31 protein-coding genes are annotated in these 24,923 nt (G+C 62.6%); 8 read left to right on the top strand and 23 right to left on the bottom strand.

Features of this window, described 5'->3' with window-relative positions; genetic code table 11:
- Positions 1 to 87: 87 nt before the first annotated feature.
- The 12 genes from ACQ4WY_RS01290 to ACQ4WY_RS01235 all read right to left on the bottom strand — a co-directional run bounded on the left by ACQ4WY_RS01290 (position 88) and on the right by ACQ4WY_RS01235 (position 9,221).
- Positions 88 to 678 (bottom strand): hypothetical protein, encoded by a 591-nt coding sequence (locus ACQ4WY_RS01290; RefSeq protein WP_436502481.1) that lies wholly within the window; start codon positions 676 to 678, stop codon positions 88 to 90.
- 258 nt (positions 679 to 936) lie between these two features.
- A complete protein-coding gene (locus tag ACQ4WY_RS01285) occupies positions 937 to 1,461 on the bottom strand; it encodes a GNAT family N-acetyltransferase (RefSeq protein WP_436502480.1) in 525 nt (174 codons plus the stop codon).
- 23 nt (positions 1,462 to 1,484) lie between these two features.
- Positions 1,485 to 1,835: a hypothetical protein gene (locus ACQ4WY_RS01280; RefSeq protein WP_436502479.1), complete on the bottom strand. Its 351-nt coding sequence runs from the start codon at positions 1,833 to 1,835 to the stop codon at positions 1,485 to 1,487.
- A 160-nt stretch (positions 1,836 to 1,995) separates the two neighbouring features.
- The gene (locus ACQ4WY_RS01275) at positions 1,996 to 2,361 is read right to left on the bottom strand and encodes a hypothetical protein (protein ID WP_436502478.1); all 366 of its coding nucleotides are present in this window, start codon (positions 2,359 to 2,361) and stop codon (positions 1,996 to 1,998) included.
- Positions 2,362 to 2,389: 28 nt separating this feature from the next.
- Positions 2,390 to 3,196, bottom strand: a complete 807-nt coding sequence (gene phnE, locus ACQ4WY_RS01270; protein ID WP_436502477.1) for a phosphonate ABC transporter, permease protein PhnE — start codon at positions 3,194 to 3,196, stop codon at positions 2,390 to 2,392.
- Positions 3,193 to 4,023, bottom strand: a complete 831-nt coding sequence (locus tag ACQ4WY_RS01265) for a PhnE/PtxC family ABC transporter permease (RefSeq protein WP_436502476.1) — start codon at positions 4,021 to 4,023, stop codon at positions 3,193 to 3,195. Before ACQ4WY_RS01265 ends, phnE begins: the two co-directional genes overlap by 4 nt.
- Positions 4,017 to 4,829: a phosphonate ABC transporter ATP-binding protein gene (locus ACQ4WY_RS01260; RefSeq protein WP_436502475.1), complete on the bottom strand. Its 813-nt coding sequence runs from the start codon at positions 4,827 to 4,829 to the stop codon at positions 4,017 to 4,019. Before ACQ4WY_RS01260 ends, ACQ4WY_RS01265 begins: the two co-directional genes overlap by 7 nt.
- 67 nt (positions 4,830 to 4,896) lie before the next feature.
- Positions 4,897 to 5,769 carry a putative selenate ABC transporter substrate-binding protein gene (locus ACQ4WY_RS01255; RefSeq protein ID WP_353661032.1) on the bottom strand — a complete coding sequence of 291 codons (873 nt, stop codon included), beginning with the start codon at positions 5,767 to 5,769 and terminating at the stop codon, positions 4,897 to 4,899.
- A gap of 31 nt (positions 5,770 to 5,800) precedes the next feature.
- A complete protein-coding gene (gene selD, locus ACQ4WY_RS01250) occupies positions 5,801 to 6,865 on the bottom strand; it encodes a selenide, water dikinase SelD (protein WP_436502474.1) in 1,065 nt (354 codons plus the stop codon).
- A 44-nt stretch (positions 6,866 to 6,909) separates the two neighbouring features.
- Positions 6,910 to 8,001, bottom strand: a complete 1,092-nt coding sequence (gene mnmH / locus ACQ4WY_RS01245; protein ID WP_436502473.1) for a tRNA 2-selenouridine(34) synthase MnmH — start codon at positions 7,999 to 8,001, stop codon at positions 6,910 to 6,912.
- Between the two features lie 66 nt (positions 8,002 to 8,067).
- On the bottom strand, positions 8,068 to 8,757 hold the full coding sequence (locus ACQ4WY_RS01240; protein ID WP_436502472.1) for an LrgB family protein: 690 nt from the start codon (positions 8,755 to 8,757) through the stop codon (positions 8,068 to 8,070).
- Positions 8,754 to 9,221: a CidA/LrgA family protein gene (locus tag ACQ4WY_RS01235; RefSeq protein WP_436502471.1), complete on the bottom strand. Its 468-nt coding sequence runs from the start codon at positions 9,219 to 9,221 to the stop codon at positions 8,754 to 8,756. The genes ACQ4WY_RS01240 and ACQ4WY_RS01235 overlap by 4 nt, the downstream gene beginning before the upstream one ends.
- A 103-nt stretch (positions 9,222 to 9,324) precedes the next feature.
- Between ACQ4WY_RS01235 and ACQ4WY_RS01230 the strand changes: the two genes are divergently transcribed.
- The 4 genes from ACQ4WY_RS01230 (at position 9,325) to ACQ4WY_RS01215 (ending at position 12,663) form a co-directional block, all read left to right on the top strand.
- Complete coding sequence (locus ACQ4WY_RS01230; RefSeq protein ID WP_436502470.1) at positions 9,325 to 10,233, top strand: LysR family transcriptional regulator; 909 nt, start codon at positions 9,325 to 9,327, stop codon at positions 10,231 to 10,233.
- A gap of 25 nt (positions 10,234 to 10,258) precedes the next feature.
- Positions 10,259 to 11,077 carry a glutaminyl-peptide cyclotransferase gene (locus ACQ4WY_RS01225; protein ID WP_436502469.1) on the top strand — a complete coding sequence of 273 codons (819 nt, stop codon included), beginning with the start codon at positions 10,259 to 10,261 and terminating at the stop codon, positions 11,075 to 11,077.
- Between the two features lie 81 nt (positions 11,078 to 11,158).
- Complete coding sequence (locus ACQ4WY_RS01220; RefSeq protein WP_436502468.1) at positions 11,159 to 12,019, top strand: hypothetical protein; 861 nt, start codon at positions 11,159 to 11,161, stop codon at positions 12,017 to 12,019.
- Positions 12,016 to 12,663, top strand: a complete 648-nt coding sequence (locus ACQ4WY_RS01215; RefSeq protein ID WP_436502467.1) for a hypothetical protein — start codon at positions 12,016 to 12,018, stop codon at positions 12,661 to 12,663. Before ACQ4WY_RS01220 ends, ACQ4WY_RS01215 begins: the two co-directional genes overlap by 4 nt.
- Before the next feature lie 80 nt (positions 12,664 to 12,743).
- Here the strand turns inward: ACQ4WY_RS01215 and ACQ4WY_RS01210 are convergent, their stop codons facing one another.
- From ACQ4WY_RS01210 to ACQ4WY_RS01170, 9 genes are all read right to left on the bottom strand, one after another.
- Positions 12,744 to 12,992, bottom strand: a complete 249-nt coding sequence (locus tag ACQ4WY_RS01210; RefSeq protein ID WP_010398340.1) for a DUF3297 family protein — start codon at positions 12,990 to 12,992, stop codon at positions 12,744 to 12,746.
- A gap of 110 nt (positions 12,993 to 13,102) precedes the next feature.
- Positions 13,103 to 13,504 (bottom strand): GFA family protein, encoded by a 402-nt coding sequence (locus ACQ4WY_RS01205; protein ID WP_436502466.1) that lies wholly within the window; start codon positions 13,502 to 13,504, stop codon positions 13,103 to 13,105.
- An 11-nt stretch (positions 13,505 to 13,515) separates the two neighbouring features.
- A complete protein-coding gene (locus ACQ4WY_RS01200) occupies positions 13,516 to 15,288 on the bottom strand; it encodes an ABC transporter ATP-binding protein (RefSeq protein ID WP_436502465.1) in 1,773 nt (590 codons plus the stop codon).
- Positions 15,285 to 15,839, bottom strand: a complete 555-nt coding sequence (locus ACQ4WY_RS01195) for a thioredoxin domain-containing protein (protein ID WP_436502464.1) — start codon at positions 15,837 to 15,839, stop codon at positions 15,285 to 15,287. The genes ACQ4WY_RS01200 and ACQ4WY_RS01195 overlap by 4 nt, the downstream gene beginning before the upstream one ends.
- Complete coding sequence (locus ACQ4WY_RS01190; RefSeq protein WP_436502463.1) at positions 15,839 to 16,360, bottom strand: MauE/DoxX family redox-associated membrane protein; 522 nt, start codon at positions 16,358 to 16,360, stop codon at positions 15,839 to 15,841. The genes ACQ4WY_RS01195 and ACQ4WY_RS01190 overlap by 1 nt, the downstream gene beginning before the upstream one ends.
- Complete coding sequence (locus ACQ4WY_RS01185; protein ID WP_436502462.1) at positions 16,354 to 17,232, bottom strand: SDH family Clp fold serine proteinase; 879 nt, start codon at positions 17,230 to 17,232, stop codon at positions 16,354 to 16,356. The genes ACQ4WY_RS01190 and ACQ4WY_RS01185 overlap by 7 nt, the downstream gene beginning before the upstream one ends.
- Positions 17,214 to 18,227 carry an ATP-grasp domain-containing protein gene (locus ACQ4WY_RS01180; RefSeq protein ID WP_436502461.1) on the bottom strand — a complete coding sequence of 338 codons (1,014 nt, stop codon included), beginning with the start codon at positions 18,225 to 18,227 and terminating at the stop codon, positions 17,214 to 17,216. The genes ACQ4WY_RS01185 and ACQ4WY_RS01180 overlap by 19 nt, the downstream gene beginning before the upstream one ends.
- A 67-nt stretch (positions 18,228 to 18,294) precedes the next feature.
- Positions 18,295 to 18,486 (bottom strand): hypothetical protein, encoded by a 192-nt coding sequence (locus ACQ4WY_RS01175; protein ID WP_353657138.1) that lies wholly within the window; start codon positions 18,484 to 18,486, stop codon positions 18,295 to 18,297.
- A gap of 211 nt (positions 18,487 to 18,697) precedes the next feature.
- Positions 18,698 to 18,886: a hypothetical protein gene (locus tag ACQ4WY_RS01170; protein ID WP_436502460.1), complete on the bottom strand. Its 189-nt coding sequence runs from the start codon at positions 18,884 to 18,886 to the stop codon at positions 18,698 to 18,700.
- A gap of 301 nt (positions 18,887 to 19,187) precedes the next feature.
- Between ACQ4WY_RS01170 and ACQ4WY_RS01165 the strand changes: the two genes are divergently transcribed.
- From ACQ4WY_RS01165 to ACQ4WY_RS01155, 3 genes are all read left to right on the top strand, one after another.
- On the top strand, positions 19,188 to 19,568 hold the full coding sequence (locus ACQ4WY_RS01165; RefSeq protein ID WP_436502459.1) for a hypothetical protein: 381 nt from the start codon (positions 19,188 to 19,190) through the stop codon (positions 19,566 to 19,568).
- A 7-nt stretch (positions 19,569 to 19,575) separates the two neighbouring features.
- Positions 19,576 to 19,905: an immunity protein Imm33 domain-containing protein gene (locus ACQ4WY_RS01160; protein ID WP_436502458.1), complete on the top strand. Its 330-nt coding sequence runs from the start codon at positions 19,576 to 19,578 to the stop codon at positions 19,903 to 19,905.
- 85 nt (positions 19,906 to 19,990) lie between these two features.
- The gene (locus ACQ4WY_RS01155; protein ID WP_436502457.1) at positions 19,991 to 21,460 is read left to right on the top strand and encodes a serine hydrolase domain-containing protein; all 1,470 of its coding nucleotides are present in this window, start codon (positions 19,991 to 19,993) and stop codon (positions 21,458 to 21,460) included.
- On the opposite strand, the gene ACQ4WY_RS01150 is transcribed toward ACQ4WY_RS01155, so the two are convergent.
- Positions 21,457 to 22,032 (bottom strand): type 1 glutamine amidotransferase family protein, encoded by a 576-nt coding sequence (locus ACQ4WY_RS01150; RefSeq protein ID WP_436502456.1) that lies wholly within the window; start codon positions 22,030 to 22,032, stop codon positions 21,457 to 21,459. The two genes, ACQ4WY_RS01155 and ACQ4WY_RS01150, sit on opposite strands and share 4 nt — an antisense overlap.
- 293 nt (positions 22,033 to 22,325) lie before the next feature.
- On the opposite strand from ACQ4WY_RS01150, the gene ACQ4WY_RS01145 reads away from it, so the two are divergent.
- The gene (locus tag ACQ4WY_RS01145) at positions 22,326 to 23,873 is read left to right on the top strand and encodes a phosphoethanolamine transferase (protein ID WP_436502455.1); all 1,548 of its coding nucleotides are present in this window, start codon (positions 22,326 to 22,328) and stop codon (positions 23,871 to 23,873) included.
- 68 nt (positions 23,874 to 23,941) lie between these two features.
- Here ACQ4WY_RS01145 and ACQ4WY_RS01140 read toward each other — a convergent pair whose 3' ends face one another.
- The gene (locus ACQ4WY_RS01140) at positions 23,942 to 24,715 is read right to left on the bottom strand and encodes a ferredoxin--NADP reductase (RefSeq protein ID WP_034748152.1); all 774 of its coding nucleotides are present in this window, start codon (positions 24,713 to 24,715) and stop codon (positions 23,942 to 23,944) included.
- Between the last annotated feature and the right edge of the window lie 208 nt (positions 24,716 to 24,923).

Here is a 24,923-nt window from a genome sequence, read left to right as displayed (position 1 = left end):
AGAAACAGAAACGCCAGGCGGTTTTTAAGACAGAGTGTCAATTGGGATGAATGAAGTGCTTGAAATCGCAGTTTTGCAGCGTCGTCATCAATGATCTGCGGCTTTCACGGCGACGCCCGAGGTGACCAGGACTTCATGTTCATAGGCGCCCAAATGGCCATAATGACCTTTGGGGCTGAGATAACCGACAATCCGTACCCGTGGCTGCTCATATATTGAATTGGGCGCCACCAGGCCGACGTCCTTCCATGCAACGCCGCCGAAGGAGTCAAGCCACCATGCGCCGGCGTCAGCGTCAACATGGGCCGCTTGGAAAACGCTCTTTTCAAAGCTCCGCGACCAAGTGCCTTCGCGCTCGATGGCAAGGTAGCCATAGCCGGCCATGATATTGGCCCGTTCGGACGGATGATCGCGCCAATAGCGTTGACCATTCGTGTAGGCCTCGCGCATGACCGCCGATTGCGTCACGATCCCGCCCGCTGGATGGATCAAACCTTGAAAGAACCACTGCGCGTATTCGGCTGGCAAAGTGGGGGACGTGGGCAATTGCTTGTCCGCCGCCTGTGTTTGAGCGAAAGCACTCGCGTATTCAAGAACGATATCTGGAATATTGCCAGCCGCCGCCTTGCCGGCAAGGGCAGTTATTAATAGCAGGAGTGTCGAAATGGATCGTCGCATCGCGGTGCATCCTTGCAGTTTGTAGACGTGATGATTGAACAGGCCGCCTGCGTTCCATTGCCGGCTAGGTTCACTGCCGGGAGAAACGGAAATTGCAGTGGCTCGCGCCGCCAGCCAAGGTTTGCGTTCTTTCCAGGATTTCGGCCATGCTCCACATCCTTAGCACATCGTCTGTTGCAAGCATACCTGACAATCCAGCGCACAGATGCGTTGTAGGCCAGCGCCCGCTTCACCGAGACCAGGGCGCCTGTTTCGATGTCAACCGGGCATCCGTAGTGAGCCCTCGGCAATGCATTCATCGCAGGCGGGACGCCACTCCATCTTTTGCACCTGGATATGCGGATGGCTTTCCAGCGCTTCCCATTCAGGTAAAAAGACAAAGCCCTGTTTCTGGTAAAACGCGGCCGCGCGCGTATTCTCCGGCGCCACATCGAGCACCAGCCGCGCGTGGCCATTGTCGACGGCGCGCTGTTTGACGGCCTCGACCAGCTCCTGCGCCACGGCCATGCCCCGGTATTGCTGCGCTACCCACATGGCGATCAGGTGGCATTCACCATCGGCGGCCACCACTTGCGCGGCGAGGCCTATGGGTTTGTCGCCGTCAAAGGCGAGGAAAAACGTGCGCTGGGGCGTGCTGATGGCGCGCTGTTGCCAGTCTGCATCGGAAAAACGGGCCGCGCTGGTGTGGCTGGCGCCAAAGGCCGTGGGGGCGTCGAGCAGGGCAGCCAGGCGCGCGGCTTTCAGGGCTGGCCAGTCGGCGGCGCTGGCGGGGCGGATGATCATGTTGTTCAAATCTGCAGGCGTCCTTAACTGGTCGGCGCGGCCGTGGACGACGAAATCTTTTTATACGCTTCAGCCAGCATCGTGACGGTCGCCACACCGTTCACGCTGCGCGCCTCGATGATCGTCCCGTCCGTAGCGATGGTGACATCGCCGTCTGCATAGCTGGCAGGAAAGCGCCGCTCGGTGATCTTGTTGCTGAGGACATTGCGTGCGTAGCGCAGCGCCACGAGCCGCTCGCCTTCCTGCTTGATGACGACATAATTCGGGACGGTGGTGCGTTCCAGTTTCCACGTGCCGATAAAGTCTTCGACGGGGGCGGCGCTGGCGTGCAGCGCACAGCAGGCGGCGAGGGCGCCCAGCAGCAGTTTTTTCATGGTATAGACAGCCTATGCAAGAGTGGCCTGCGGCGCAGGAAAATACGTCCATCATGCTTGAATGGCATGGCAGCTCTCCATGGGATGGCGCCAGTCATTGAAGTATTTGGCAATATTAACAGGAACCCAAACTTGCGCATTCGTATTTCTTGCGTGCGACTTAAGATTGATCCCACACTTCGATGGTGAGCAACTGGCCTGGCACGCAGGCGGCAATGCGTTCCGGATGCACGGTAATGCAGCCGGGCCAGCCCGTTAGCCGGTCCTGTGGAAATTCGCCATCCTGCGCTTCGGCAATGCCCGCCAGCAGCAGGGGTGCGATGATGTCGGCCGAGGCCGTGTAGCGGTTGGGGAAACCGTTGAAGGTCAGCTGGGTCGCCTTGCCTTGTGTGCACAATTGCGCGATCCAGTCCGCGCCGAACAGGCCCGCTTCCCAGCTGGCCAGGAAGGCTTCCTTGTTGACTTTCGTCATATCGGCCAGCTGTTCCTGCGTTTGCGTCGAGATAATGGTCCACCAGCCTGACATGGGCATTCCTTGTAAAAAGTGAAACGAATCAGCGGGTCATGGCGCGGCGCAGCAGGTAGCTGAGGCCATCGACGGCGGCCACCATCAGCAGCATGGCGACGATGACGGTGGCGGCGTTCTGCATCTGGAACAGCGACAGATGATATTTCAGCATCTGCCCCAGGCCGCCCGCGCCGACGACGCCGAGGATGGCGGCGGCGCGGATATTGTTTTCCCAGCGGTACAGGGTGTAGGACATCATTTGCGGGCTGCATTGCGGCAAGGTCGCGTACAGGAAGGCCACGGCGGGGCGCGCGCCATTGATGCGCAAGGTGGCGGCCGGCAAGGGCGGGCAATTTTCGAAGGCATCGGCAAACAATCGGCCCAGCACGCCTACTGTGTGCAGAGCCAGCGCCAGGGTCCCTGCGAACGGGCCCAGGCCGGCGGCGATCAGTAAAATCGAGGCCCACACCAGTTCCGGGATCGAGCGCAGCACGTTCAGGATGGCGCGCGTGGCGTTGCGCGCCAGGTTGCCGAAACGGCCGCTGGCGGGCAGGGCCAGCAGCGCACCCAGAAGTGCGGCGATGACCGTGCCGATGGCCGACATGGCCAGCGTCTCGAACGTGGCGACGCCGACTTTCATGAGGAAGGGGCTGGCCAGCTCCGGCGGGGCGAAGCCGTGCAGGAAGTCGGCGCTGGTGCGCACGGCGTCGGCACTGAAGAATTCATCCCATTTCAGGGGCAAGGTGGCGAAGCTGGCGATGACCAGCAGCACCAAGCCGGCCAGCAAGGCCCAGGTCGACCAGCGCACGGGAGCCGGGACGGGCAGGGCGGGCAACATCGGTTCCGTCTTCATGCCAGCCTCCGGCGCAGCATGGCGGAAACGGCGTCGGCGCCCGCCACCAGCAGCACGAACACCATCAGCATGGTGGCCAGTTCACTGCCCGCCATCATCTTCATCGATTCATCCATGCGTTGGCCCAGGCCGCCCGCGCCGACAAAACCCATGACGACGGAGCCGCGGATTGCACATTCCCAGCGGTAAATCGTGTACGACACCAGCTCGGCGGCCGATTCGGGCAAGGCACCGTACAGCAGGGCTTTTAATCTGCCGCTGCCGTTGTGAAGCAGGGCGTTGCAGGCGGAAGCGTCCGACGATTCGAGGATTTCCGCATACACCTTGCCCAGCATGCCGCAATAAGTCAGCGCGATGGCGATCACGCCCGCCGTCGGTCCCAGTCCCACGATGCGCACCAATAACAAGGCCCAGACCAGTTCCGGCACGCTGCGCAGCAGCACCAGCAGCGCACGGACTGCGTGGCGCACGGTGGCGGCCAGCGGTGAAACCTTGCCGCTGCCGATGCGCGAAATCGACAGGCGCTCCGTCACCAGCAGGGTCAGAGGGATGGCGCCCAGCATGGCCATCGCCATGCCAGCCGTGGCCATGGCGATGGTTTCCCAGCTGGAAATGGCCACCAGTTGCAGGAATTCCAGCGAGTGCGCGGGCGGCACGAAGCTGGCAAGGAATTGCCAGGTGGCCGCCAGGCTTTGCGCATCCCATAAAATCCACGGCTTGAACTCGGCTTGCACCAGCATCGGCCACAGCACGAGCAGCACGACGGCAGCGGTGGTCAGGCGCCCGCGCCAGGCAGGATCGCGCGGCAGGGTGGAGACCTTCAGCAACGGGGCCTCGCCGCGTTGAGATCGACGTCCACAGGCTCGAATGCGGGCGCCGGATCGGCCTTGTTGCGGTACAGCTTCTCTATCATGGCGTCGCTGACCTCGCTGCTGGGCAAGTCGAAGACGACCTGGCCGTCGCGCAGGGCGACGATGCGCGTAAAACAGGCGCGGGCGATGTCCACCTGGTGCAGGCTGCAGATCAGGGTGGCGTTGCGCGCCGTCGCTTCGGCCTGCAGCACATTGATCGTCTGCAAGGCCAGTGTGGGGTCGAGCGCGGACAAGGGCTCGTCGACGAGGAAGACCTCGGCATTCGACACAAGTGCGCGGGCCATGCCGCAGCGCTGGCGTTCGCCGCCGGACAGGCGGTCGACTCTCGCATACAGCTTGTCCTGCAGGTTGAATTTGCCCAGGGCTACCCACGCGGCGCGCGGATCGACGGGCGCCAGCAGCGAACGGATGGCCATCCACAAGCTCCATTGTGGCAAGCGGCCCGCCAGCACGGCGTTGACGACCCGCTGGCGCGGCGGCAAGGGCGGCGTTTGCGGCGCCAGGAACAGGCGCGCGCGCAAGGCGTGGCGCTCGGCGCTGCCGACTTGCCAGGGCGAAGCGCCCAGGATGTCCAGGGTGCCGGACTCGGGGCGCAGCGCGCACGCCAGCGTGTGCAGCAGGCTGGTCTTGCCGGCGCCGGAAGGGCCGATCAGGGCGATCTGTTCACCTTGGGCCACGTCCAGGTCCAGGTTGCGCAGGGCCAGCGCATTGCCGGCGGCGCCCGCGTGGTGGACGCTGACCTTGTGAAGTTGGAATGTCATGCGATGTTTCGGTGTGGGGGAGTGTGTCGGATGCGTCCGCAGGACGTCATCCGACAAGTTTCGGCAGTTACTTCAACAGCTTCGCATCGCGCGCGGCCGCTTCGATATCCTTGTAATTCTCGGCCTTGGTCGGAATAAATTTGGTGGCGCGCTGCAACTCGAGGATTTCCTTGCCTTCCGGCGTGGATGGGTCCAGCGCCAGGAAGGCGTCCGTCAGCTTCTTGCGCACGACGGGATTCATGTCGGCGCGCACGCTCCAGTTGTAGTCGTAGTAGCCGGGCGTCGTGTAGAACACACGCACCTTGCTTGGATCGACTTTTTTCGCTTCGACCAGCTTTTCCCACACGGAAATGTTCAAGGTGCCCGCATCGACCTTGCCGCCGGCCACTGCCGCCACGGTAGCGTCATGCGCGCCGGAAAACGCGATGCGCTTCATGTCGGTGTCCGGGTTGATCTTGGCGGCCAGCAAGTAGTAGCGTGGCATCAAATGGCCGGAGGTCGACGATTCCGAGCCGAACGTGAAGTTCTTGCCTTTCAGGTCAGACAATTGATTGATGTCCTTGCTGGTGGTGACGAACACGGAGCGGAATTTCGTGTCTTCCTCGCGCTGCACCAGCGGCACGATCTTGCCGCCGCTGCGCACGTTCGCTTGCACGAAAGTAAAACCGCCGAACCAGACCATGTCGAGCTTGTGATTGATCAAGCCTTCCACGGAGGCCGCGTAATCGGTGACGGGCGTAAATTCCACCTTCATGCCCAGCTTTTTCTCCAGGTAGCTCCCCAGCGGCTTGAACTTGCGCTGCAATTCCGTCGGCGCTTCGTCGGGGATGGCGGACACGCGCAACACTTGCTGCGCCTGCGCCAGGCCACTGTGGATGGCCAGGGTGGCGGCGACGGTGGCCAGGATGGCGGGGAACTTGTTGAATGAGTTGGAGAACATGGTCATGGGACTACCTTTAAAAAATTGTTCATTAATATACGGAAACCCCGGTACTGCCTTCCTGCATCTCGCCGATGACGACGGCGTCGCCAAAGCCTTCGGCACGGAAAATCGCCAGCACTTGCTCGACAGCTTCCGGCGCACAGGCCACCAGCAGGGGGCCGGCCGTTTGCGGGTCCGTCAGGATCGCCTTGTCCATGGCGCTTAAACTGTCGTCCAGCGCCACTTGTGCGCCGTAGCCCTGCCAGTTGCGGCCGGAAGCGCCCGTGATGTTGCCATTCTGCGCCAGTTGCTGCACTTGCGGCAGCAGCGGCACGGATGCCATGGCGATGCGCGCCTGCAGCTTGGCGCCGCGCGCCAGTTCCAGGGTGTGACCCAGCAAGCCAAAGCCCGTCACATCCGTCAGTGCATGCACGCCGTCCAGCAGGGCCAGTTTCTTGCCCGGGGTATTCAATTTGGTGGTGTTGGCTATCAGCGAGGCGTAGCCATCCGCATCCAGCGCATTTTTCTTCAGCGCGGCCGACAAAATGCCTACGCCGATCGGCTTGCCCAATACCAGTTTATCGCCTGCGCGCGCGCCCGCGTTGCGTTTCACTTGCGACGGGTGCACCAGGCCCAGCACAACCAGACCATAGATCGGTTCCACGGAATCGATGGTGTGGCCGCCCGCGATGGGGATGCCGGCCTGGGCGCAGATGGTTTCGCCGCCCTTCAAGATGAGGCCGATGGTTTCCACCGGCAGCTTGTTGATCGGCATGCCGACCAGGGCCAGCGCCATGATGGGCGTGCCGCCCATGGCGTACACGTCGGAAATGGCATTGGTGGCGGCGATGCGTCCAAAGTCGAACGGGTCGTCGACGATGGGCATGAAGAAGTCCGTCGTGGCGATCAGCGCCTGCTCGTCGTTGAGCTGGTAGACGGCCGCGTCATCCGAGGTTTCTATGCCGACCAGCAATTCCTTCGGCAGGGGAAAACCGCCGCTGCCTTTTAGAATGTCGGCCAGCACGCCGGGCGCAATTTTGCAGCCGCAGCCGCCGCCATGGGCAAATTCGGTCAATCGGATGGGTGTATTGGGTGTTGCTGCGCTATCGGACATGGTCGTCATCCTGCTCAAGAAGTCATTAAAAGCTGCGCCAGCGCTTACGCGGCGGTGGCGGTACGGGGTTCGCCGACGATAGCACATAATGCGCGCGCGGCTTGCTCAAAGGCATGTTCTGAAATGTCGGGCAAGACCAGCGGCGTCGCCTGGGCGTAGCGGATGAAGTTGCGGGCGATCGATTGCCGGTAGACGGGGTCGTAATGCTGGACCAGCAACGCTTCCACCAGCTCGGCCATGCGGCCAGACGCGGCCAGTTGCTGCCAGTTGGCAATTTTCTCCTTGCCATGCAGCTGCGTCAACAGGGCCAGCTGCGCATTGAGGCGTGCCGGATCGCCGACGAAATGCGCATAGTCTTGCATCAGCAATTGCACGCGTTCCCCGATGTCCAGGCGCACGTCGGTGCAATCGGCCGCGCGCATCTTTTCCATCAGTGCGTCGGGCACGCGCAAACGGCCCACTTTCTTGCTTTCCGATTCGATGAAGACGGGCAGTTGCGGGTCGAAACGGCGCAGTTGCTGCCACAGCGCGCTTTCAAACGCTTTTTGCGAGGGCTGGTCCGCGTCCGGCAATCCGCCCAGCACGGAGCCGCGGTGGGCCGCCATATCTTCCAGGTCGATCACTTGCGCGCCTTGCCTGTCGAGCACCTGCAACAAACGGCTCTTGCCGCTGCCCGTGGGACCGCACAGCACGTTGATGAAGTCGAAGCGTTCGGGCAGGGTGGCCAGTTCGGCGTTCACGTGGCGCCGGTAATCCTTGTAGCCGCCCTCGAGTTGCGTGACGGGCCAGCCGATGCGCGCCAGGATGTGCGCCATGGCGCCGCTGCGGTTGCCGCCGCGCCAGCAGTAGACCAGCGGCTTCCAATGCTGCGGGTGGCCGAGAAAACCCTCTTCGATATGCCGCGCAATGTTCTTGGCGATCAGCGCCGCACCCAGCTTCTTCGCTTCGAAGGCGCTCGTCTGCTTGTACAGCGTGCCGACGCGCACGCGCTGCTCGTCGTCCAACACGGGCAGGTTGATGGCGCCCGGCAAATGGTCTTCCGCGAACTCGGACGGGCTGCGCACGTCGATGACGGCATCGAACTCGTCCAGGCGGTGCAAGAGATCGCTGAAAGGCTGAACTGCAGGGTATTTCATCGTGGCGCGGCTGCTTGGAAAGGGGAAAGACGTATTATCCCCGATAAATGCCGCTGGCGTGGCGGTTTAGCCCAGCAGATGTCCCAGCAGCGGCGCCAGCAGCACCGTCACGACGCCCGAGAAAATCATCGTCAGGCTGGCAACGGCGCCTTCTTCCGTACCGACACGGCGCGCCACGGACAAGCCGAAGCCATGGGCCGCCGCGCCATACGGAGCGCCACGGGCGATGCGCATGCGCAAGGGCAGCAGTTTCAGCAGCGGTTTGCCGAGCATCAAGCCGAACAAGCCCGTCATGACGACGAAGATGCCCGTCAGCTGGGCCGAGCCGCCCATGTGGCGCGACGCTTCCAGCGCGAACGGCGTCGACACGGAACGGGCCAGCAGGCTGCGCGCCATGTCGCCATGCACACCCAGCAAGCGGTCCAGCAGCAGGGTGGCGGCGACCGATGCCACGATGCCGGCGCAGCTGCCCAGCGACAGGGCCAGCCAGTGTTTGCGGATCAGCTTGCGCTCCTGGAAGATGGGCAGGGCGAAGGCGATGGTGGCGGGGCCCAGCAGCCACGGCAGCCAGCGCGTCTCGCCGAAATACGTGGCGAACGGCGTCGAGGTCGCCTGCACGACGACGATCAATATCGCCGAGGTGCAGATGGCGGGCGTCAGCAAAAAATGCGGATGGCGGCGGTGCACGGCCTGGTTGGCGTAGAACAGCACCAGGGTCAGCAGCAAAAACAGCAGCGACAGGAGCAGGGTGCTCATGCTTGCGCCCTGGCTGCGCGCTGGCGCAGCAGTTTTTGCAGGCGCAGCTTGCGCTCATAGCGGCACACCCATTCCACCGTCAACGCCGTGGCCAGCATCACGCTGGCAAAGCCCAGGCCGATATTCACGAACAGCATCAGACCTTGCGACTTCAATAATTGTGTAAATTGCACCACGGATACGACCAGCGGAATGAAGAACAACAGCATGTTGGCCAGCAGCCAGTTCGCGCCCAGTTCGATGGCGGCAGGCCGCACCCAGCCCGCCAGCAGCAGGGCCACCAGCACGAACAGGCCCACCACGCCGCCGGAGAACGGCAAGTGCAGGGCGGAAGCGGCCTCGTCGGCTAGCCACCATGCGGCGATCAGCACGCCAACTTGCCACACGGTATGCACGGGCCGGCGCCAGGCGGGGGCATGCATCAGGGGCGTGGAGACAGGGTGTTGCAGGGCTGGGGCTTTCACGGCGGGCTTTCAAACGGCTGGGGGACGTTTTCATTGTAGTGACCCAACATCAAAAGATAAAATGACTTAAACTCATGATTATCATTCGATATTGGAATGCATCATGGATATCCGCTCCTTGCGCTACTTCGTCGAAGTGGTCGAGCAAAACAGTTTTACGCGCGCGGCCAGCAAGTTGCACGTGACGCAGCCCACCGTCAGCAAGATGATCGCGCAACTGGAACAGTCGCTGGACCTGGCCTTGCTGGACCGCGCCGGTAAACGTTTTACCCTGACGGACGCGGGCAAGGTGGTGCTGTCGCGCGCGCATGAGCTGCTGGCCCTGCACGCGGAACTGAAGGTGGAATTGCGCGACCTGCAACATCTGGAACGGGGTGAACTACGGGTCGGCGTGTCGCCGCAGACGCATTCCACCCTGGCACCGTGGCTGGCCGAATACCACCAGCGCTATCCGGGCATCGAGCTGAAAATGTACGAGAGCGGCACGCAAGCCATCGAGCGCGACTTGCGCACCGGTACGGTGGAACTGGGCACCATGCTCGACTATCCGGGCAATGCGGCCACGTGGCAGGATTTCGAGGCGCTGCCGCTCGTGCGCTCGCCCCTGTGCCTGCTGGCTGCACCCGGCTCGCCGTGGCAGGGACGCTCTTCCGTGGCCCTGGCCGAGCTGGCCGACAGTCCCTTCATTTTCTACGGCGCCGCCTTCGCCTTGAATGACATCGTGCTGGACGCCTGCCAACGGGCCGGATTCGCCCCGCGCATCACGGGCCGCAGCGGCCAGTGGGATTTCATTGCCTCGCTGGTGAGGCTGGGTGTGGGCATCTGCCTGCTGCCGAAGATGTATTGCGACACCCTGGAGCCAGCGCAGTTTGCCGTCATTCCCCTGGCCGGCCCGCCCGTGGAGTGGAATTTGATGCTGGCCTGGCGCCGCGGCGGACGGCTGTCTTTCGCCGCGCGCGCCTGGCTGGAGCTCGTCAGGGCGCGCATGGCGCAGCCAGGGCGATTACAATAGGCGCTCGCCAACCACCGCCAAGAATATGAAGAACACAGGTAAAGCCAGACTGAAACGCACGGCAGGCTCGCTGCTGCTGGGATTGCTATGCACCATGGGCCTGATGAGCGAAATGGGCCATGCCCAGGCCGCCATTCCCGTGTATGGCTATTTCGTCAAGAATGCCTATCCGCACGACACCCAGGCGTTTACCCAGGGCTTGCTGTTCAAGGATGGCCATCTGTATGAAAGCACGGGCCAGAACGGCCAGTCTTCGCTGCGCAAGGTGGAATTGACGACAGGCAAGGTGCTGCAGAAAAGCATGCTCGATAAAACAGTGTTCGGTGAAGGCATCACGGACGTGGGCGATGAAATCCTTGGCCTGACGTGGATGTCGCAGACAGGTTATGTCTTCGACCAGAAAACCTTCAAACTCAAGCGCAAATTCAGCTACCAGGGCGAAGGCTGGGGCTTGGCCAGCGACAGTCAATTCGTCTACATGAGCGACGGCACCTCCGCCATCCGCGTGCTCAATCCGAAAACCCTGGCCGAGGTGCGCCGCTTCGAAGTGAAGGCGGAAGGCCGCCCCATCGAACGCCTGAACGAGCTGGAAATGGTTGACGGGGAACTGTTTGCCAATGTGTGGGGCGCGGACGTGATCGCCCGCATCGACCCTGCCAGCGGTAAAGTTGTCGGCTGGATCGACCTGACAGGCTTGCTGCCGCCCGGCCAGCGGGGCACGGCCAATCCCGACGCCGTGCTCAACGGTATCGCCTGGGATGCGCGCGGCAAGCGCTTGTTTGTCACGGGCAAACTGTGGCCGAAGCTGTTCGAGATCGAGCTGATCGAAATCCAGCGCCATTGATGTTTCCTACCGGACAGTGTTGCTGACGAGGAATCGTCTATGATGCTAATCCTTCGCCCAGTGCGACCTTTACAGGATGCCATGCTGTCCCTTTCTTTTCCCCTGCGCCGCCTGGCGGCCGCCGCCAGCCTTGCTGTCGCCATCTTGCCCGCCGCGCAGGCGCAAGCGCCGTATGTGCCGGTGAGCAAACAGTACGGCGACTTCGTCGTCACGCATGACCGCTTCGACCCGCTCGTCACTTTGTCTTTCCGCCAGCACGGTTACTGGCCCGGCGGTGCGCGCGAAGTGGTGGAAGTGCGGCCCCTCAAGGCCACGCGCGAAGGCCAGCCCATGCTGCTGGCCTTTACCAAGGGCTATACGGGCCAGGGCACGATCCTCATCGGCGTGCAGAATGGCGAGCCGCTGATGCGCCCCCTCAGTCCCATGCAGCGCGACAACATGGTGCGCACGGAGCGCGACCCCGAATGGGGCGTGCCGCAGCCGGGCCGCAGCGAAGTGCTGCTGTTTGCCCGCGACGGCCGCGCGCTCGATACGGGCACGGGCGAACTGTTGTGGTTTGACGTGCAGGACACCGTTACCGGCGATTACGCGCCCGCCATGCTGGTCTCCGTCTCGCCCGACGGTCGGCGCGGCGCCTATCTCGCCAGGAAGCTGACCAAGCTGCAGATTATCGTTGCCACGCGTGACGACGGCGTGGCCGGCGTCCTGGCCTTGCCGCCCGACACCTATCAACGGTGGCTGAAGCCCTTGTCGGAAGCCGCTTCCGAACAGGCGGGCGCCGCCATCAAGGCGCGCCAGGGCCGCACGGATTCGAACCGCATCCGGCGCGAGCTGGAACTGGCCTGGTTCGGCCAGCAATTTCAATGGAAACAAGGCAAGAATGGCTGGCAAGTGACGGGGCTGGGCCTCGCTTCCGCGCCGCCGGAGGGAAAACAGCCATGACAAACCCTAAACTTATCGCCGGCTGCTTCGCCGCCTCCTTGCTGGCCGGCTGCGTGCACGGCGAAATGTTCCCCAAGGACTATCTGGCGCAAGATATCGACAAGCAACAAGCGTTGCTGGAACTGGACGTGGTCTTCGGGCAAGTTCCCGATGACAAGCTGACGTCGAGCGTGACGGCCCGCAATACCGTGGAATACACGGGCGCGCCGCATATCGTCGTGCCGTTTTACCAGAAGGGCCTTGGCTTCGACCAGGGTTTTGCCGGCACCTATATCTTTGCCGTCGTGTATCCGGTTGCCAAGGTCGAGACGGCCACGGCCAGCAGCCGCGTCTTTGGCCAGAAACTCGATGGCCAGCAGCCGGGCAGCCCGCGCTACCGCTTCCGCGTGCCGGGCAAGGCGCAGTGGAACAGCAATGAAACCTTCATGCTGAGCTTTGAGCGCAAGGGCCGCCGCGAAGAAATCACTTTCCGCTTCAGCAACGAGCAAAGCTGCCCGTCTGCCTTCCTGGCCACCACGCCAAAATTTGGCTTCCCCATCAAGGTCGTCGCCACCTTCAAGGATAATAAAGGCTGCCTGAAAGTGTGCGACAGCCGCGACCAGTGGCCGGGTTTTTGCGCCTTCCAGCCGCCGCCGGCGGCTTGAGCGGCAATGGCGACAGAGTAATACCTGCAGACGTAAAAAAGGCCGATGAAAATCGGCCTCGATGACATTACATGTGTTGCTTAGCGGTAAAACGCTTCGACTTTGCCCTTCAGCTTGATCTGCAGCGGACGGCCGCGGCGGTCGAGGGACTTGGTGGAAGCGACCTTGATCCAGCGTTCGCTGATGCAATATTCTTCTACGTCAAGACGTTCCTTGTCGTTGAAGCGGATGCCGACGTCATTCTCGAACACGGCTGCAACGTGGTAAGGGCTGCTAGGGTCGATCGACAGGCGATCGGGCAATGGGGGTAAGGTGGTGGTATCGTTCATGGGCGTAATTATCACCCAGAATGCCGATCCAGACAACGGGGAGCGCAAGCTTATCTGGGCGCCTGCGACATGGCGCAGCCGTATTTCCCGTCCCGGCCTTGCTTCTGCCTCTACAGATGCCGCGTTTCCTGCGGCGGCGTGTCCCACTCGTCATGCCAGCCATCGACAAAGGTGACGGGCACCCGGGCCAGTTCGGCCACCGAGGCATCGTCGAGGCAGTTGACGCTGATGCCGACAAACGGGCCGCTGCGCGCAGAATCGCCGCGGCAAAACGGGCGCACGCCACAGTGGCGGCAAAAATAGTGCCGCTCGCGGCCCACGCCGAAGCGGTATTCGCTCAAGGCCGCTTCACCGGCCAGCAGGCGGAAGGCCGTGGGCGGCACTTGGCTGGCCCAGCAACGGATTTTCAGGCAATACGAGCAGTTGCAGCGCAGGCTGGGGGCCGCCAGGTCGATCTCGGCCGCGAAACGCACACTGCCGCAGTGGCAACTGCCATGGTAGGTTTTTTTCATCGTGGCCCACTTTACAGCGTTGCCGTACTGTCATGCAACTGCTGGAATTGCGACAACTGCTGCTGCATCAGCCGCGCATACTGGCCGCCAGCGCGCAGCAGCTCGGCGTGTGTGCCTTGCTGGCAAATCCTGCCCTGGTCCATGACGATGATGCGGTCCGCTTTCACGATGGTGGAGAAGCGGTGGGCGATGATGATGGTGGTGCGTCCTTGCATCAGCGTATCGAGGGCGCGCTGCACCTGCTGTTCGCTGGCGGCGTCGAGGGCGCTGGTGGCTTCGTCCAGGATGAGGATTTTCGGCGCGCGCAGAATGGCGCGGGCAATCGCGATGCGCTGCTTCTGCCCACCGGACAATTGCACGCCCCGTTCGCCCACCAGGGTCTCGTAGCCGTCAGGAAAGGCCGCAATGAAGTCGTGGGCGTGCGCCAGGCGCGCCGCCGCGACCATCTCTTCGCGCGTCACTTGCCGGTCCGGCACGGCAAAGCCGATATTGTCGCCGATGCTGCCGGAAAACAGGGCCGGTTCCTGTTCCACCACGGCCATTTGGCGGCGCAGCTGCGCCACACCGAGCACGCGCGCATCGATGCCGTCGAACTGCAGGCTGCCCGCGTCAGGCTGGTAATGGCCCAGCACGAGGCTGGCGATGGTGGACTTGCCCGCACCCGAAGCGCCGACCAGGGCGATTTTTTCGCCCGCACGTATGGCCAGACTGACGCCGTCGAGTGCCGTGACCTGCGTGCGCTCGGGATACGAAAAGCGCACCTCGCGCAGCGCGATATGGCCGGCCAGTGGCGGTTGCGGCGCCGCCTCGGACACGGCACGGTGGCTGCGCAGAATCTCGAAGATGCGGTCGGTCGAGCCCATGGTGCGCATCCAGGTGTTCCAGAATTCGCTGATGGAGCCGGCCGTGTCCGTCACCATGCTGGCATAGATGACGAAGGCCGTCAGCTCGCCCACGCTCAGGCTGCCCTGGCCGATCAGGTGGGCGCCGAAGCACAGCGTGGTCAGCAGCGCAACAAAAGCCAGCAGCCCTTGCGCGCCCTGGAACACAGCCAGCAGCCGCGTGCCGGCCAGGGATACGCCCAGCAGTTCTCGCATGGCTTGCGCGTAGCGGGCCATGGCGCCGCCTTGCTGGTTGAACGCTTGCACCAGGCGCGCATGGGCAAAGTATTCCTGCGCCACTTTGCCGCTGGCGGCCAGGCTGGCTGAAATGGTCCGCGCGCGCTGCCGATAATTGCTACCAGACAACTTGCCGAGATACAGGCTGATGGGAATGAACAGGGCCAGGGGCAGGCTCAGCATCGGTGACAAATGCAGCAGCATGGCAATGCCGCCCACAAAGACGCACAGCGAGCGCAGGGCATTGGCCGCGCCGATGGTCAGGCTTTCATGCAGTGCCGACACGTCGGACGTGAGCCGGCTGTTCAGTTCGCCACCATGGTGCTTGTCGAAAAAAGCGATGGGCTGGTTGATCACCACGTCGAACAGACGCCGGCGCACGCCCATGACGATCATGTGGCCGCTTGACTGCAGCAGGTAGAAGCGCGCGGCCGAGGCCAGCGCATACAGCAGGCTGAAGACCAGCATGGCGGCGACCATGCCCGACGTGACGCCGCGCCGCGTCAGTGCCGCCACGTTGTCGATGAAATACGCGATGGCTTGCGGGAAGGCCAGCTGCGCACCCACGGTGAGGGCCATGCACAGCAAGCCGGCGGCAATGCGCCAGCGCACGAGATACAGCAGGCGCAGGCGTTCAAAATGCGGGCCGAAGTGTATATGCCTCATGCGGCGCGCTCCTCTGCCGTATCGTCAGCCAGTTGTCCGACTAGGGCCAGCCAGTCTTCGTCGCCGATCAGGCCGGCCGCTTCCACTGTGCCCAGGTGACTGACGAATACATAGGAGGGCGAGCTCATCAGCGGATTTACTCGCCGGTAGTCGCGCAGCGCAAGCTGTGCCGTGACGGCCCGCAGGCTGGTGCCGGGCAAAAAGGCGCGCAGCCGGCGGACCGGCTCTTCGCTGAGCAGCCACAGGGCCAGGCCAGCTTTCCGCGCCAGCGGCAGCAGCCGTTCGATGCCGGCCAGCTTTTCCTCGCATTTCGGGCAGCGGCTTGCCAGGAACAGCAGCACGGTCGCCTGGCCGCCGGCGCCTGGTTGAAAACGCGCGCCGCCAGCCAAGGGGCGGGCTTGCACGGCAGGCAGGGGCTGGCCCTGCACCAGCGCCGTGGGCGCGATGCGTTCGCGGCGGCTGGCGCGCAGCACGGCCAGGCTGAGCCAGATATTGCCGGCAAGGGCAAACGCCAGCGCCGCCAGCACCAGTTGCAAGGTCGTGGAATCCATCAGTCGGCCTTTGCCAAAGTGGCGATCTCGTGCAGGGAAATCGTGACCACGCAGACGATGGCCGCCAGGCCGGCGGCCAATACGGTGGTGGCGACGGGCAAGGCCGTCTCCTGCGCCAGGGCAAAGTAGGCGCCGTTGATGCCGACCACCAGCACATTGCGCAGCAAATCGTAGCGCGAGACGGGACGCGCCGCTTCGCCAAAACAACTGCAGCGCAACACGCTGTGGGTGAAGTAACGGTAGATCAGGATGGCGGTGAGCGTGCTCAGCAGCAATAGCGACAGCAACATCGGCAGGCGCGTGCCGCCGGCCAGCAGCCAGCAGGCCAGCAGCAGCTCTGCCGCCACCAGGGCGGGCGCGGCCACGCTGGCGGCGGCGGGCGCCACGCCAAACGAGGTAGCCAGATTGTCGCGGAAGGCGGCATAACTGCGCAGCTTGCCCACGCTGGCCGCCAGCAGCAGCAAGGCGATGCTGCAGCGCGCGATATCGGCCAATAACGCGGACAGAAGGGGCGTCAGCATGCGGGCGCCACTTGCGTGCTCCACAGGGGCGCGAATCCGCCCGGACGCTGGCGCCGCAGTTGCACGCCGTCGCGCGACGCCAGCAGGGCGTCGTTCCACGCTTCGTCGGGCGCGCTGCGCAGTGCGCCACCTATGCTCGCCTGCAATTGCGTCGAGATGGCCCAGCCCAGCCGTTCGGCGTGAGCATCGCGCGCCATGTGCAAGCCCAGTTGGGCCAGCTCTTCGCGCGTCAAGGCATAGTTATGCGAGTGATACCCGGTCACCAGTTGCGCGACGATGGCGCGCCGCGCCTCGGGTGTGGCCTCGGGCAATTGCCAGGCCAGCAATTCCTCGCCGATCTGCGCCAGCTCCAGGGTGGTGCGGTAAAAGGCCGTCAGGGAAGGGGGGAAGATGCTGCCGCACAACAGGGACAGCGATTGCTGGCGCGCTTCGCTGGCATCCACGCCGAACCACTGTTGCGCCATGTCGCCGAAAACCTTGATGTCGAGGCTGGAAAAGGCGCCGCCGTCGACGCCATCGAGCTGCGGGTCGATGGGCGAGAACAGGGCCAGGTCGCCGGCGATGATTTCATCCGCGCCCAGGGCCAGCAGGGTGGCGGCCGACTGGCAGTGGAAGGGCACGATAAAGCTCAGGTGGCGCGCATGCTGGCGCAGCAGAAGGGCGATGCGGCGCGCCGCGTTGACGATGCCGCCACGTCCGTGCAGCACCACGTCGAGGCGCGTCACGGGCCCGATGCCCTGGCACAGCTCGTACAGGGCCGGCAGCAGTTCCATGTCCAGGTGGGAGGCGGCCAGGACGATGGCCCGGCTGTCTCGTACCTGTTCCAGTTCGCGCAACTGGTGGGGAATCTGGCTCAGGTCTGGCTGCGGCATACGGCTCCTTCGATCAGGGATGCGGCCACGCTTTCCAGCAGGGGCAAGGCGGGCACCAGTTGTTGCACATATAGAAATTGACCAACAGGATTGTTTTCGAGGAAAACATACTCGCCGTCGGGTGTGACGATGAGGTCCAGCGCGCCATACTCAAGGCCATAGCTGTGCACAAAATCGAGGCAGCGCTGGCGTATGTCGTCCGGCAAGGTGCACGCTTCATAGCGGATGGGGGCCGACATGTCGCGCGAATCGATGGCCGTGCGCGCATCGTCCTGGGAATACAGGCGCGCGGCAAACAGTTGCTTACCGATTACGGTGATCCGCAGTTCGTATTGCTTGGCGATATATTCCTGGAACTGGCAGCTCAGTTCGCTGACGGCGTCCAGGCTGTCGAGCATGGCATCGTCGACGATGGTGGTGCCGATGCCGGCGCTGACCCTGTCAACGTCCTCGACGGCTTCGGCGGCCAGGCTCGGCGTGGACATGCTCTTGAAAATGATGGGACCTTTGACGGCCGCGCGGAAAGCGCGCACGTCGTCGGGTACGTTGGTGATCACGGTGGCGGGCACGCGAAAGCCCATGCGCGCGGCCCGCGCAAGCTGTTCGCCTTTCCATTGGGCACCGCGCAGGGCCAACGGATGGCTGAGCCAGTAGCAATCGAGCCCGTACAGCACGCTGAAGATGGCTTGCTCCGTTTCCAGCCGGGCGTAGGCGCGTTCCTGCAGTGTCAGCTCGGCGCTGGCGTAGGCATAGTCGGCCGCCTTGCGCAGCCAGACGGCGCCCACTTGCTGCAAGTCAAGCCAGTTGCCATCGGGCAAGTGGCGCAAGCGCGTGCTGGCGCGGCCGTCCTGCAGACGCTGGCACAGCTGGTAATCGCGAGGAAAGGCGTCGAGGTCGATACGGAAGGGGGCATGGCCGCGGGCGGCGAGGATGGATGCGACCAGGTCGACGTGCAGATCGCCGCTATGGCTGATAATCAAGACCTTTTTGTGCATTTCGGGGCCTGCGGTAAAGGAAGAGGAAAAAGCCTTGCCATGGCAAGGCTTTCAGCTGGCGCAAGTATCAGCAGAACTCGCCGCCGTCACTCGAACCGATACGTGAATAGCGGTATTGCTCCTCGCTGTCGACAGCCGTGCAGCCGGCCACGGCGACACCGTCGCGCACCTTCCAGGGTGCAGGACGGGCAGGCTTTTCTTCTTCTTTTTTTTCCGCCAGTTTGAATGCGAACAGCTTGGTTTCTTTTTGCTTATGCATGAGATCCTCTATTAATGGTTGTGTTCCTATTTTTACCGATAACTACTTTTAAAAAATTGAATCACCAATTGAAAATTGAGTGTGTGGCATTATTCGTGGCGCAATTCCTTGCGCGCAGAAAAGCCGCCCCCGAATTGGCGCCAGCGCCAGTTTGAATATAAGGGAATATATAAAACCCCCACGCCTTGCGGGGGGTGTCGCTTGCCGGGAATCAGCAATACTGGCCGCTATCGTTCGGCTTGAGTCGCGAAGAGTCGCGATATTGATCATTGCTGCCGACCGCAGTGCAGCCGGCCACGGCGACGCCGTCGCGCACTTTCCAGGCGGTGGCGGGCGCCGCCTGTTTTTGTACCTGTTTTTCAGCCAATTTAAACGCGAACAATTTTGGGTGGTTTTGCATTGTACTATCCTCTTATGATGGTTAAGTACTGCTTGCGCTGTATGCCATGGTATATGGCCATTCGATCTTAGCGCCGGAATAAATAGGCGTCAACTTGAAAATCAATCGTATTTCCGATTATCTTCGTGCAATACTCACGAAATATCACGCTGGCCGATTATATTATTGCAGTGCGATAAGTAAAGGGCGCCGATTTAAATGAGCGGCATGCCGCCTGAGTATTGTGTGCAAACGGATCGACTATGCCCGCAGCCACGCACTATAATGGCGCCTCTTGAATGGATAAGGCAGGAGTGACTCTATGGAAATGGCCATCACAGATAGCCTGCGGAACCTGGCATACGCGCAGGCCGCAGCCTTCGTGCAAACGTTGGATCGGCGCGATCCTGTTGCGTTGCAACGCGACTGGGCCCTGCCGCCGGCCGTGGCCGAGGAGATCGTCGAGATGCTCGACAGCTATTTTGAGGCGAGCCAGGCGCTGTCCCTGGCGCCGCTGGCGCGAGCCTTTGTGCCGGGCAAGGGCGGCCGTCCCGCCATCGACGTGTATGCCACCGACGCCGGACCGCTGGGCCTGGAATGCCAGCTGCTGGCCGATGGCAAGCCGGGCGAAGCGATCTTGCACCTGGAAATATCTGGCCACGATGGTGCGCTGCGCCTCCATTACCACTACCTCGGATCCTGAAAACAGCATGACCACACCGATCAGCGAAACACAGCAGCGCATCTGCGACAAATTCGGCTTGCCGGCGCAAGCGCCCGAGCCCATGGTGGCCCTGGCTATTGGCAGCCTGGCGCAGTCGCCCATCTATGGCACGCGCATCGTGCTGCCGGAAAACGGCACCATCAGCTGGTTCATCCACTGCGGTGAGCACGACGACGCCAGCGGTTTTTACCAGCCCCTGCATGCCGACCACCTGCACGAGATGCTGCCACAGGTGGTCGATTACCTGGCCTTGCCCAGCGGCGCCAAGTTCATCCTCGATCGGGAAGGCTATGAAGACGTGTGGCTGGAAGAGTAACTTTCTAGCTGGCAAGATTGTCGTTGACGTTGATAAATAGGTATGGGATGCTGCGGTTCCGTTTTCTTCCGCCGAAAGCCGCATCTTGAACTCACGCCTTCCGTCTGTCCTGCTCGTCATGGCGCTTGCCGCCGTTCCCGTCGGCGTCGTGGCCGCCGCCCCGGCCACCCAGTCCCAGGCACTGCGCACGGAACAGGACATTGCCGCCTTCGTGCGTGGCGAAATGCAGGAGCGCCAGATTCCAGGGCTGCAACTGGTGGTGATCCAAGGTGGCAAGGTTGTGCTGAAGCGCAACTTCGGTCTGGCCAGTCTGCAATACCAGGTACCGGTGACGGACGCCAGCCTGTTTTCCATTAATTCGGCAACGAAAGCGTTTGCGGGCGTGGCCGTGATGCAACTGGTGCAGCAGGGCAAGATCGACCTGGCGGCGCCGATCGGCCAATACCTGACGGGGCTGCCAACGGCCTGGCAAGCCGTGACGGTCACGCAATTGCTCAACCATACCTCGGGCTTGCCCGATGTGCTGGATCAGCGCAGCGGCAAACTGGTGGGTCCGCAGCCAGACGACGCCGACGCGGCGTGGCAAGCCGTGCAGGCGCTGCCCGTGGAAGCCCAGCCTGGCGAGCGCTACCGCTACAACCAGACCAATTACGTGTTGCTGGCGCAATTGATCGAGCGGCAAAGCGGCCAGCCCTTTGTCTCCTTCGTCCAGCGCCAGCAGTTTGACGTGGCGGGCATGCCGCACAGCGGCTTTGGCGACGCGAAGGACGTGGTCGCCAACAAGGCCAGTTCCTACATGCTGGACAGGGGCGGCAAGGGCTACCGTAACGTGAACGAAGACTTTCCTGTGTTCATGCGCGCGGGCGCCGGCATCAACAGCAATGCGGGCGAGCTGGCGAACTGGCTCATCGCGCTGCAGTCTGGGCGCCTGCTGGCGAGCGCTAGTGTAGAACGGCTGTGGCAGCCCACCAGCTTGAACGACGGCAAGCCGGCGACCTGGGCGCTGGGCTGGCCCACCATCGGCCGCGATGGCCACCGCGCCGTGGCCGGCATCGGCGGCGCCCGCTCAGCCTTTTATGTGTACCCCAACGATGGCCTAGCCGTCATTATCCTGAGTAACCTGGCCGGCGGCCAGCCGGAACAGCTGATCGATACCGTCGCCGGCTTTTACATTCCCGCCCTGCGCCAGCAGCGCGGCGGCGCGTATGCCGCGCACCTGCTGCGCAACAACGCTGCCAGCACAGGCTTTGAAGGGCTGGACAAGAAACTGGCGGCCATCCGGCGCCAGCATGGGCTGCCCGAGCCCACAGAAAACGACTTGAATGCCTGGGGTTACCGCCTGCTGGGCCGGAAGCAGCCGAAACAGGCGGTAGCCGTCTTCCAGCTGGGCGTGCAGCTGTACCCGCAAGGAGCGAACGGCCACGACAGTCTGGCCGAAGCGTACGAGGCGGATGGCGCCAAGGCGCTGGCCATCACGCATTACCGCCGTTCGCTTGAGCTCGACCCGGCCAACACGCATGCCGTGGCGCGCCTGCGCGTGCTGGACGCCGACTAGCGAGCCATCTTGCCGTGCTCGGCACCGTGCATGGCCAGGTAGGCGGCCAGGTTTTCATCATCGATGCCCAGGGCGCGCAAGACTTCCTTTGTGAAGCTGACGGGCGCCGTGCCGGGCGCCGTGACGATGCGCTGGTCGGCCACGGCCCACGGCACATCCTGGTACAGGGTGGCGCCCGCATAGCCGGTCTCTGTCAGGTTGTCGGCGGAATTGGACGTGTGGCGCACGGTGTCGAGCACGCCCGCCTGCGCCAGCACGCGCGTGCCGTCGCAAATGCCGGCCAGCACCACGCCCTTGTCACGGGCGGCGCGCAGCAGCGGACTCACGTCGGGCGCCTTGCCGCTTTGCCAGTGACTGCCACCGCATACCATCAGCAAATCGAGTTCCTCGAGCACAATCTCTTCCAGAGCCAGTTGCGGCGTGACCAGCATGCCCCCGGACGAGGTGACGGGCAAGCCGCCCGGCGTGGCGAACTGTGTGTAAAAGCCATAGTACAGGCGCGCCGTGGAATTGATCAGGGCGGTTTCCCAATCGGCAAAGTTCTCGGTCAGAATGGTGATGGCACGTGTCATGAAAGAATCCTGTCGCAGGTGGAGATATCAATAGTACAGGCTGGCTAGCCTGCTGGTGCCGAAAGCATAATAAAAAGCACTGACAATTTCTGTCAGGAGCGCACGAGAAATGATGGTACAAGTTGCAACAGGCTGCGCTACAATCGCGGGCTTGTCTGCGCATGCCTGTCCCTGTTCAATATCTATTACCCATCGCCTCCATGCTGATTCTGTTTTGCCGTGTCCTATTCAGCATTGCTGGCCTGCTGCTTTTCTTCCTTCTCGATCAATTAAGCGCGAACGAATGCCTGAAATTGAGCGTCTTGCTGGCGGCTTTCCTGCTGGGCGTAGGCGGCGTGCTGCACGCCTGGCGCTGCAGCGCCAGCGCGATCACCGTCCTGATGCGCGTCGTCGTGCCCGTGTTTTATCTCGACGCCGCCATCAAAGGGTTTTTGCGTGGTTATTTTGGCATGCGGCCGAATCCCAATGCAGTTTTACAGGCCATGTTTGCGACAGATCAAGCGGAAACGGGCGAGTTTTTCCTGCACAACAGCGTCGCCCTGGCGCAGGCGGCCGGCTGCTTCCTGCTGGTGACGGCGGCGGTACTGCTGGCCGACCGCCAGCTGCAGCGCTGGCAGGCGGCGCGCGATGTTGCGGCGCCGGGCCTGCCGGAAAAATGCTTTGCCGTCAGCATGGCCGTCTTTCTCGCGCTGCTGCACGTCAACACCACCATGCGGCGCGAAAATCCGGCCCTGTTCTGGCCGCTGCGCTACCAGCAGTACAGCGCGCAACTGGAAGCCATGCAATCGATGCAGCATGCGCTGACGGCGGCCATGGCCGCGCCGCGCGACTGGAACGTGCGCTATGCGGGCGAGGATGCCCGCACCGTTATCCTCGTTATCGGCGAGAGCACGAACCGCGCCTCGATGTCGCTGTACGGCTATGCGCGCGCCACCACGCCCCAGCTCGACGCCATGCGGGCCAAGCTGCTAGTGTTCAATGACGTGATTTCGCCGGCCGCCAGCACGGTGGAATCGATGATGACGATGTTGACGCCCGCCGATATCGGCAACCCGGACGCGTGGATGGTCAAGCCGAATGTGCTGATGCTGGCCGAGGCCGCCGGCTACAAGACGTTCTGGGTCTCGAACCAGACGCGCAACGATGGCTGGATCGGGCTGCTGGCGGGTCAAGCCGATGAAAGCGACTTCATCAACTACGGCACCGGCCGCGGCGAAAACAATTTCGATGGTAACCTGTTCCAGCCATTCGCCCATGCGCTGCGCGACGCGGCGCCGAAAAAGCTCATCGTCGTGCACTTGCTGGGCGCGCATCCCAGCTACGATATGCGCTATCCCAGCCGCTTTGCGCATTTCGACCGGGCCCACGACGCCGTCAGCGCGCAGATGGAAAACCAGGGCAGGTCAAGCTGGATACGCAACCAGCGCGACGAGTACGACAACGCCATCCGTTATGGCGATTACGTGCTGGGCACCCTGATCGGCATGGCGGAAAAGGCCAAGACCGACCACGCCGCTTCGCTGCTGTTCGTTTCCGACCATGGTCAGGAAGTGGGCTACAGCCGCAATCATGCGGGCCATTCCGCCTCGGACAAGAGTGGTTATGAAATCCCCATGCTGATCTGGAACAACCAGCAAGCGCCGCAATCGGCGGCAGCGCGCGCCGCGTTGGAAAGCCGGCCATATCAGACGGACAAGCTCGATGCGACCGTGCTGGGCTTGCTGAAGATCGAAACGCGCTACTACGCGGCGCAGGACGATATCCTCAGCAGTGCCTTTACGCCCGTACGGCGCCTCATGAATGGCTTGCAGTACCAGCGCGGTGCGCCGCTGGCCCGCTGAAGCGCCAACGAAAAAGGCCCGGCGCCGCCGCAGGAAGCGGCGGGGCCGGGCCCCTGGAGCGTTGCGGATTACTTCTCGGCGAACGCGCGCTCGACAACGAAGTCGCCAGGCGTCGAGGTATTGCCTTCCTTGAAGCCACGCGCTTCCAGCATTTCTTTCAGGTCGCGCAGCATGTCCGAGCTGCCGCAGATCATGACGCGGTCTTCGGCAGGATTGAGTGCCGGCACGCCCAGATCTTCGGCCAGCTTGCCGTTCTCGATCAGTTCGGTGATGCGGCCCATGTTGCGGAAGTCTTCGCGCGTCACGGTCGGGTAGTAGCGCAGCTTGTCGCTGACCATTTCGCCCAGGAATTCATGCTTCGGCAGATGCTCTTCCAGCAAATCGTGGTAAGCCAGTTCATCGACTTGGCGCACGCCGTGCACGAGGATCAGCTGGTCGAAGCGCTCGTAGATGTCCGGATCGCGCACGATGCTGAGGAAAGGCGCCAGGCCGGTGCCCGTCGACAGCATGTACAAGCGCTTGCCTGGCAGCAGGTAGTCGGACACCAGGGTGCCCGTCGGCTTGCGGCCGACGATGACGGTGTCGCCCACTTGCAAGTGTTGCAAACGCGACGTCAAGGGACCGCCCGGTACCTTGATGCTGAAAAATTCCAGGTGGTCTTCGTAATTGGCGCTGGCGATACTGTAGGCACGCAGCAAGGGCTTGCCGTCGACGCGCAGGCCGATCATGGTGAAGTGGCCATTCGAGAAACGCAGCGACGGGTCGCGCGTAGTGGTAAAGGAGAACAGGGTATCCGTCCAGTGGTGCACGCTTAATACGCGCTCTTCATTCATCGAACTCATAGTATTTGTTGGCTGGTCAAGAAAATGGTTAGTTGCTGGCAACTGCTGGCAAAAGTGAAACCCTGTGTAGGCCCAGACGCTATTGTACCGGCCTCCACATGAAATTGTTACCGTCTATCGCCGCCAATGCTGCCGCACGCGGTGCCAACATTATAGTGCGGTTGGCAAGTTTGGGCTGAAAACCACCGTGAAACGCGTAGGCGACATG

It is taken from the genome of Janthinobacterium salmonicoloratum, assembly GCF_051380845.1.
Classification (GTDB): domain Bacteria; phylum Pseudomonadota; class Gammaproteobacteria; order Burkholderiales; family Burkholderiaceae_D; genus Janthinobacterium; species Janthinobacterium lividum_F.
Note: the sequence above shows the minus strand (reverse complement) of the source record. Positions and strands in the feature narration are given on the sequence as shown.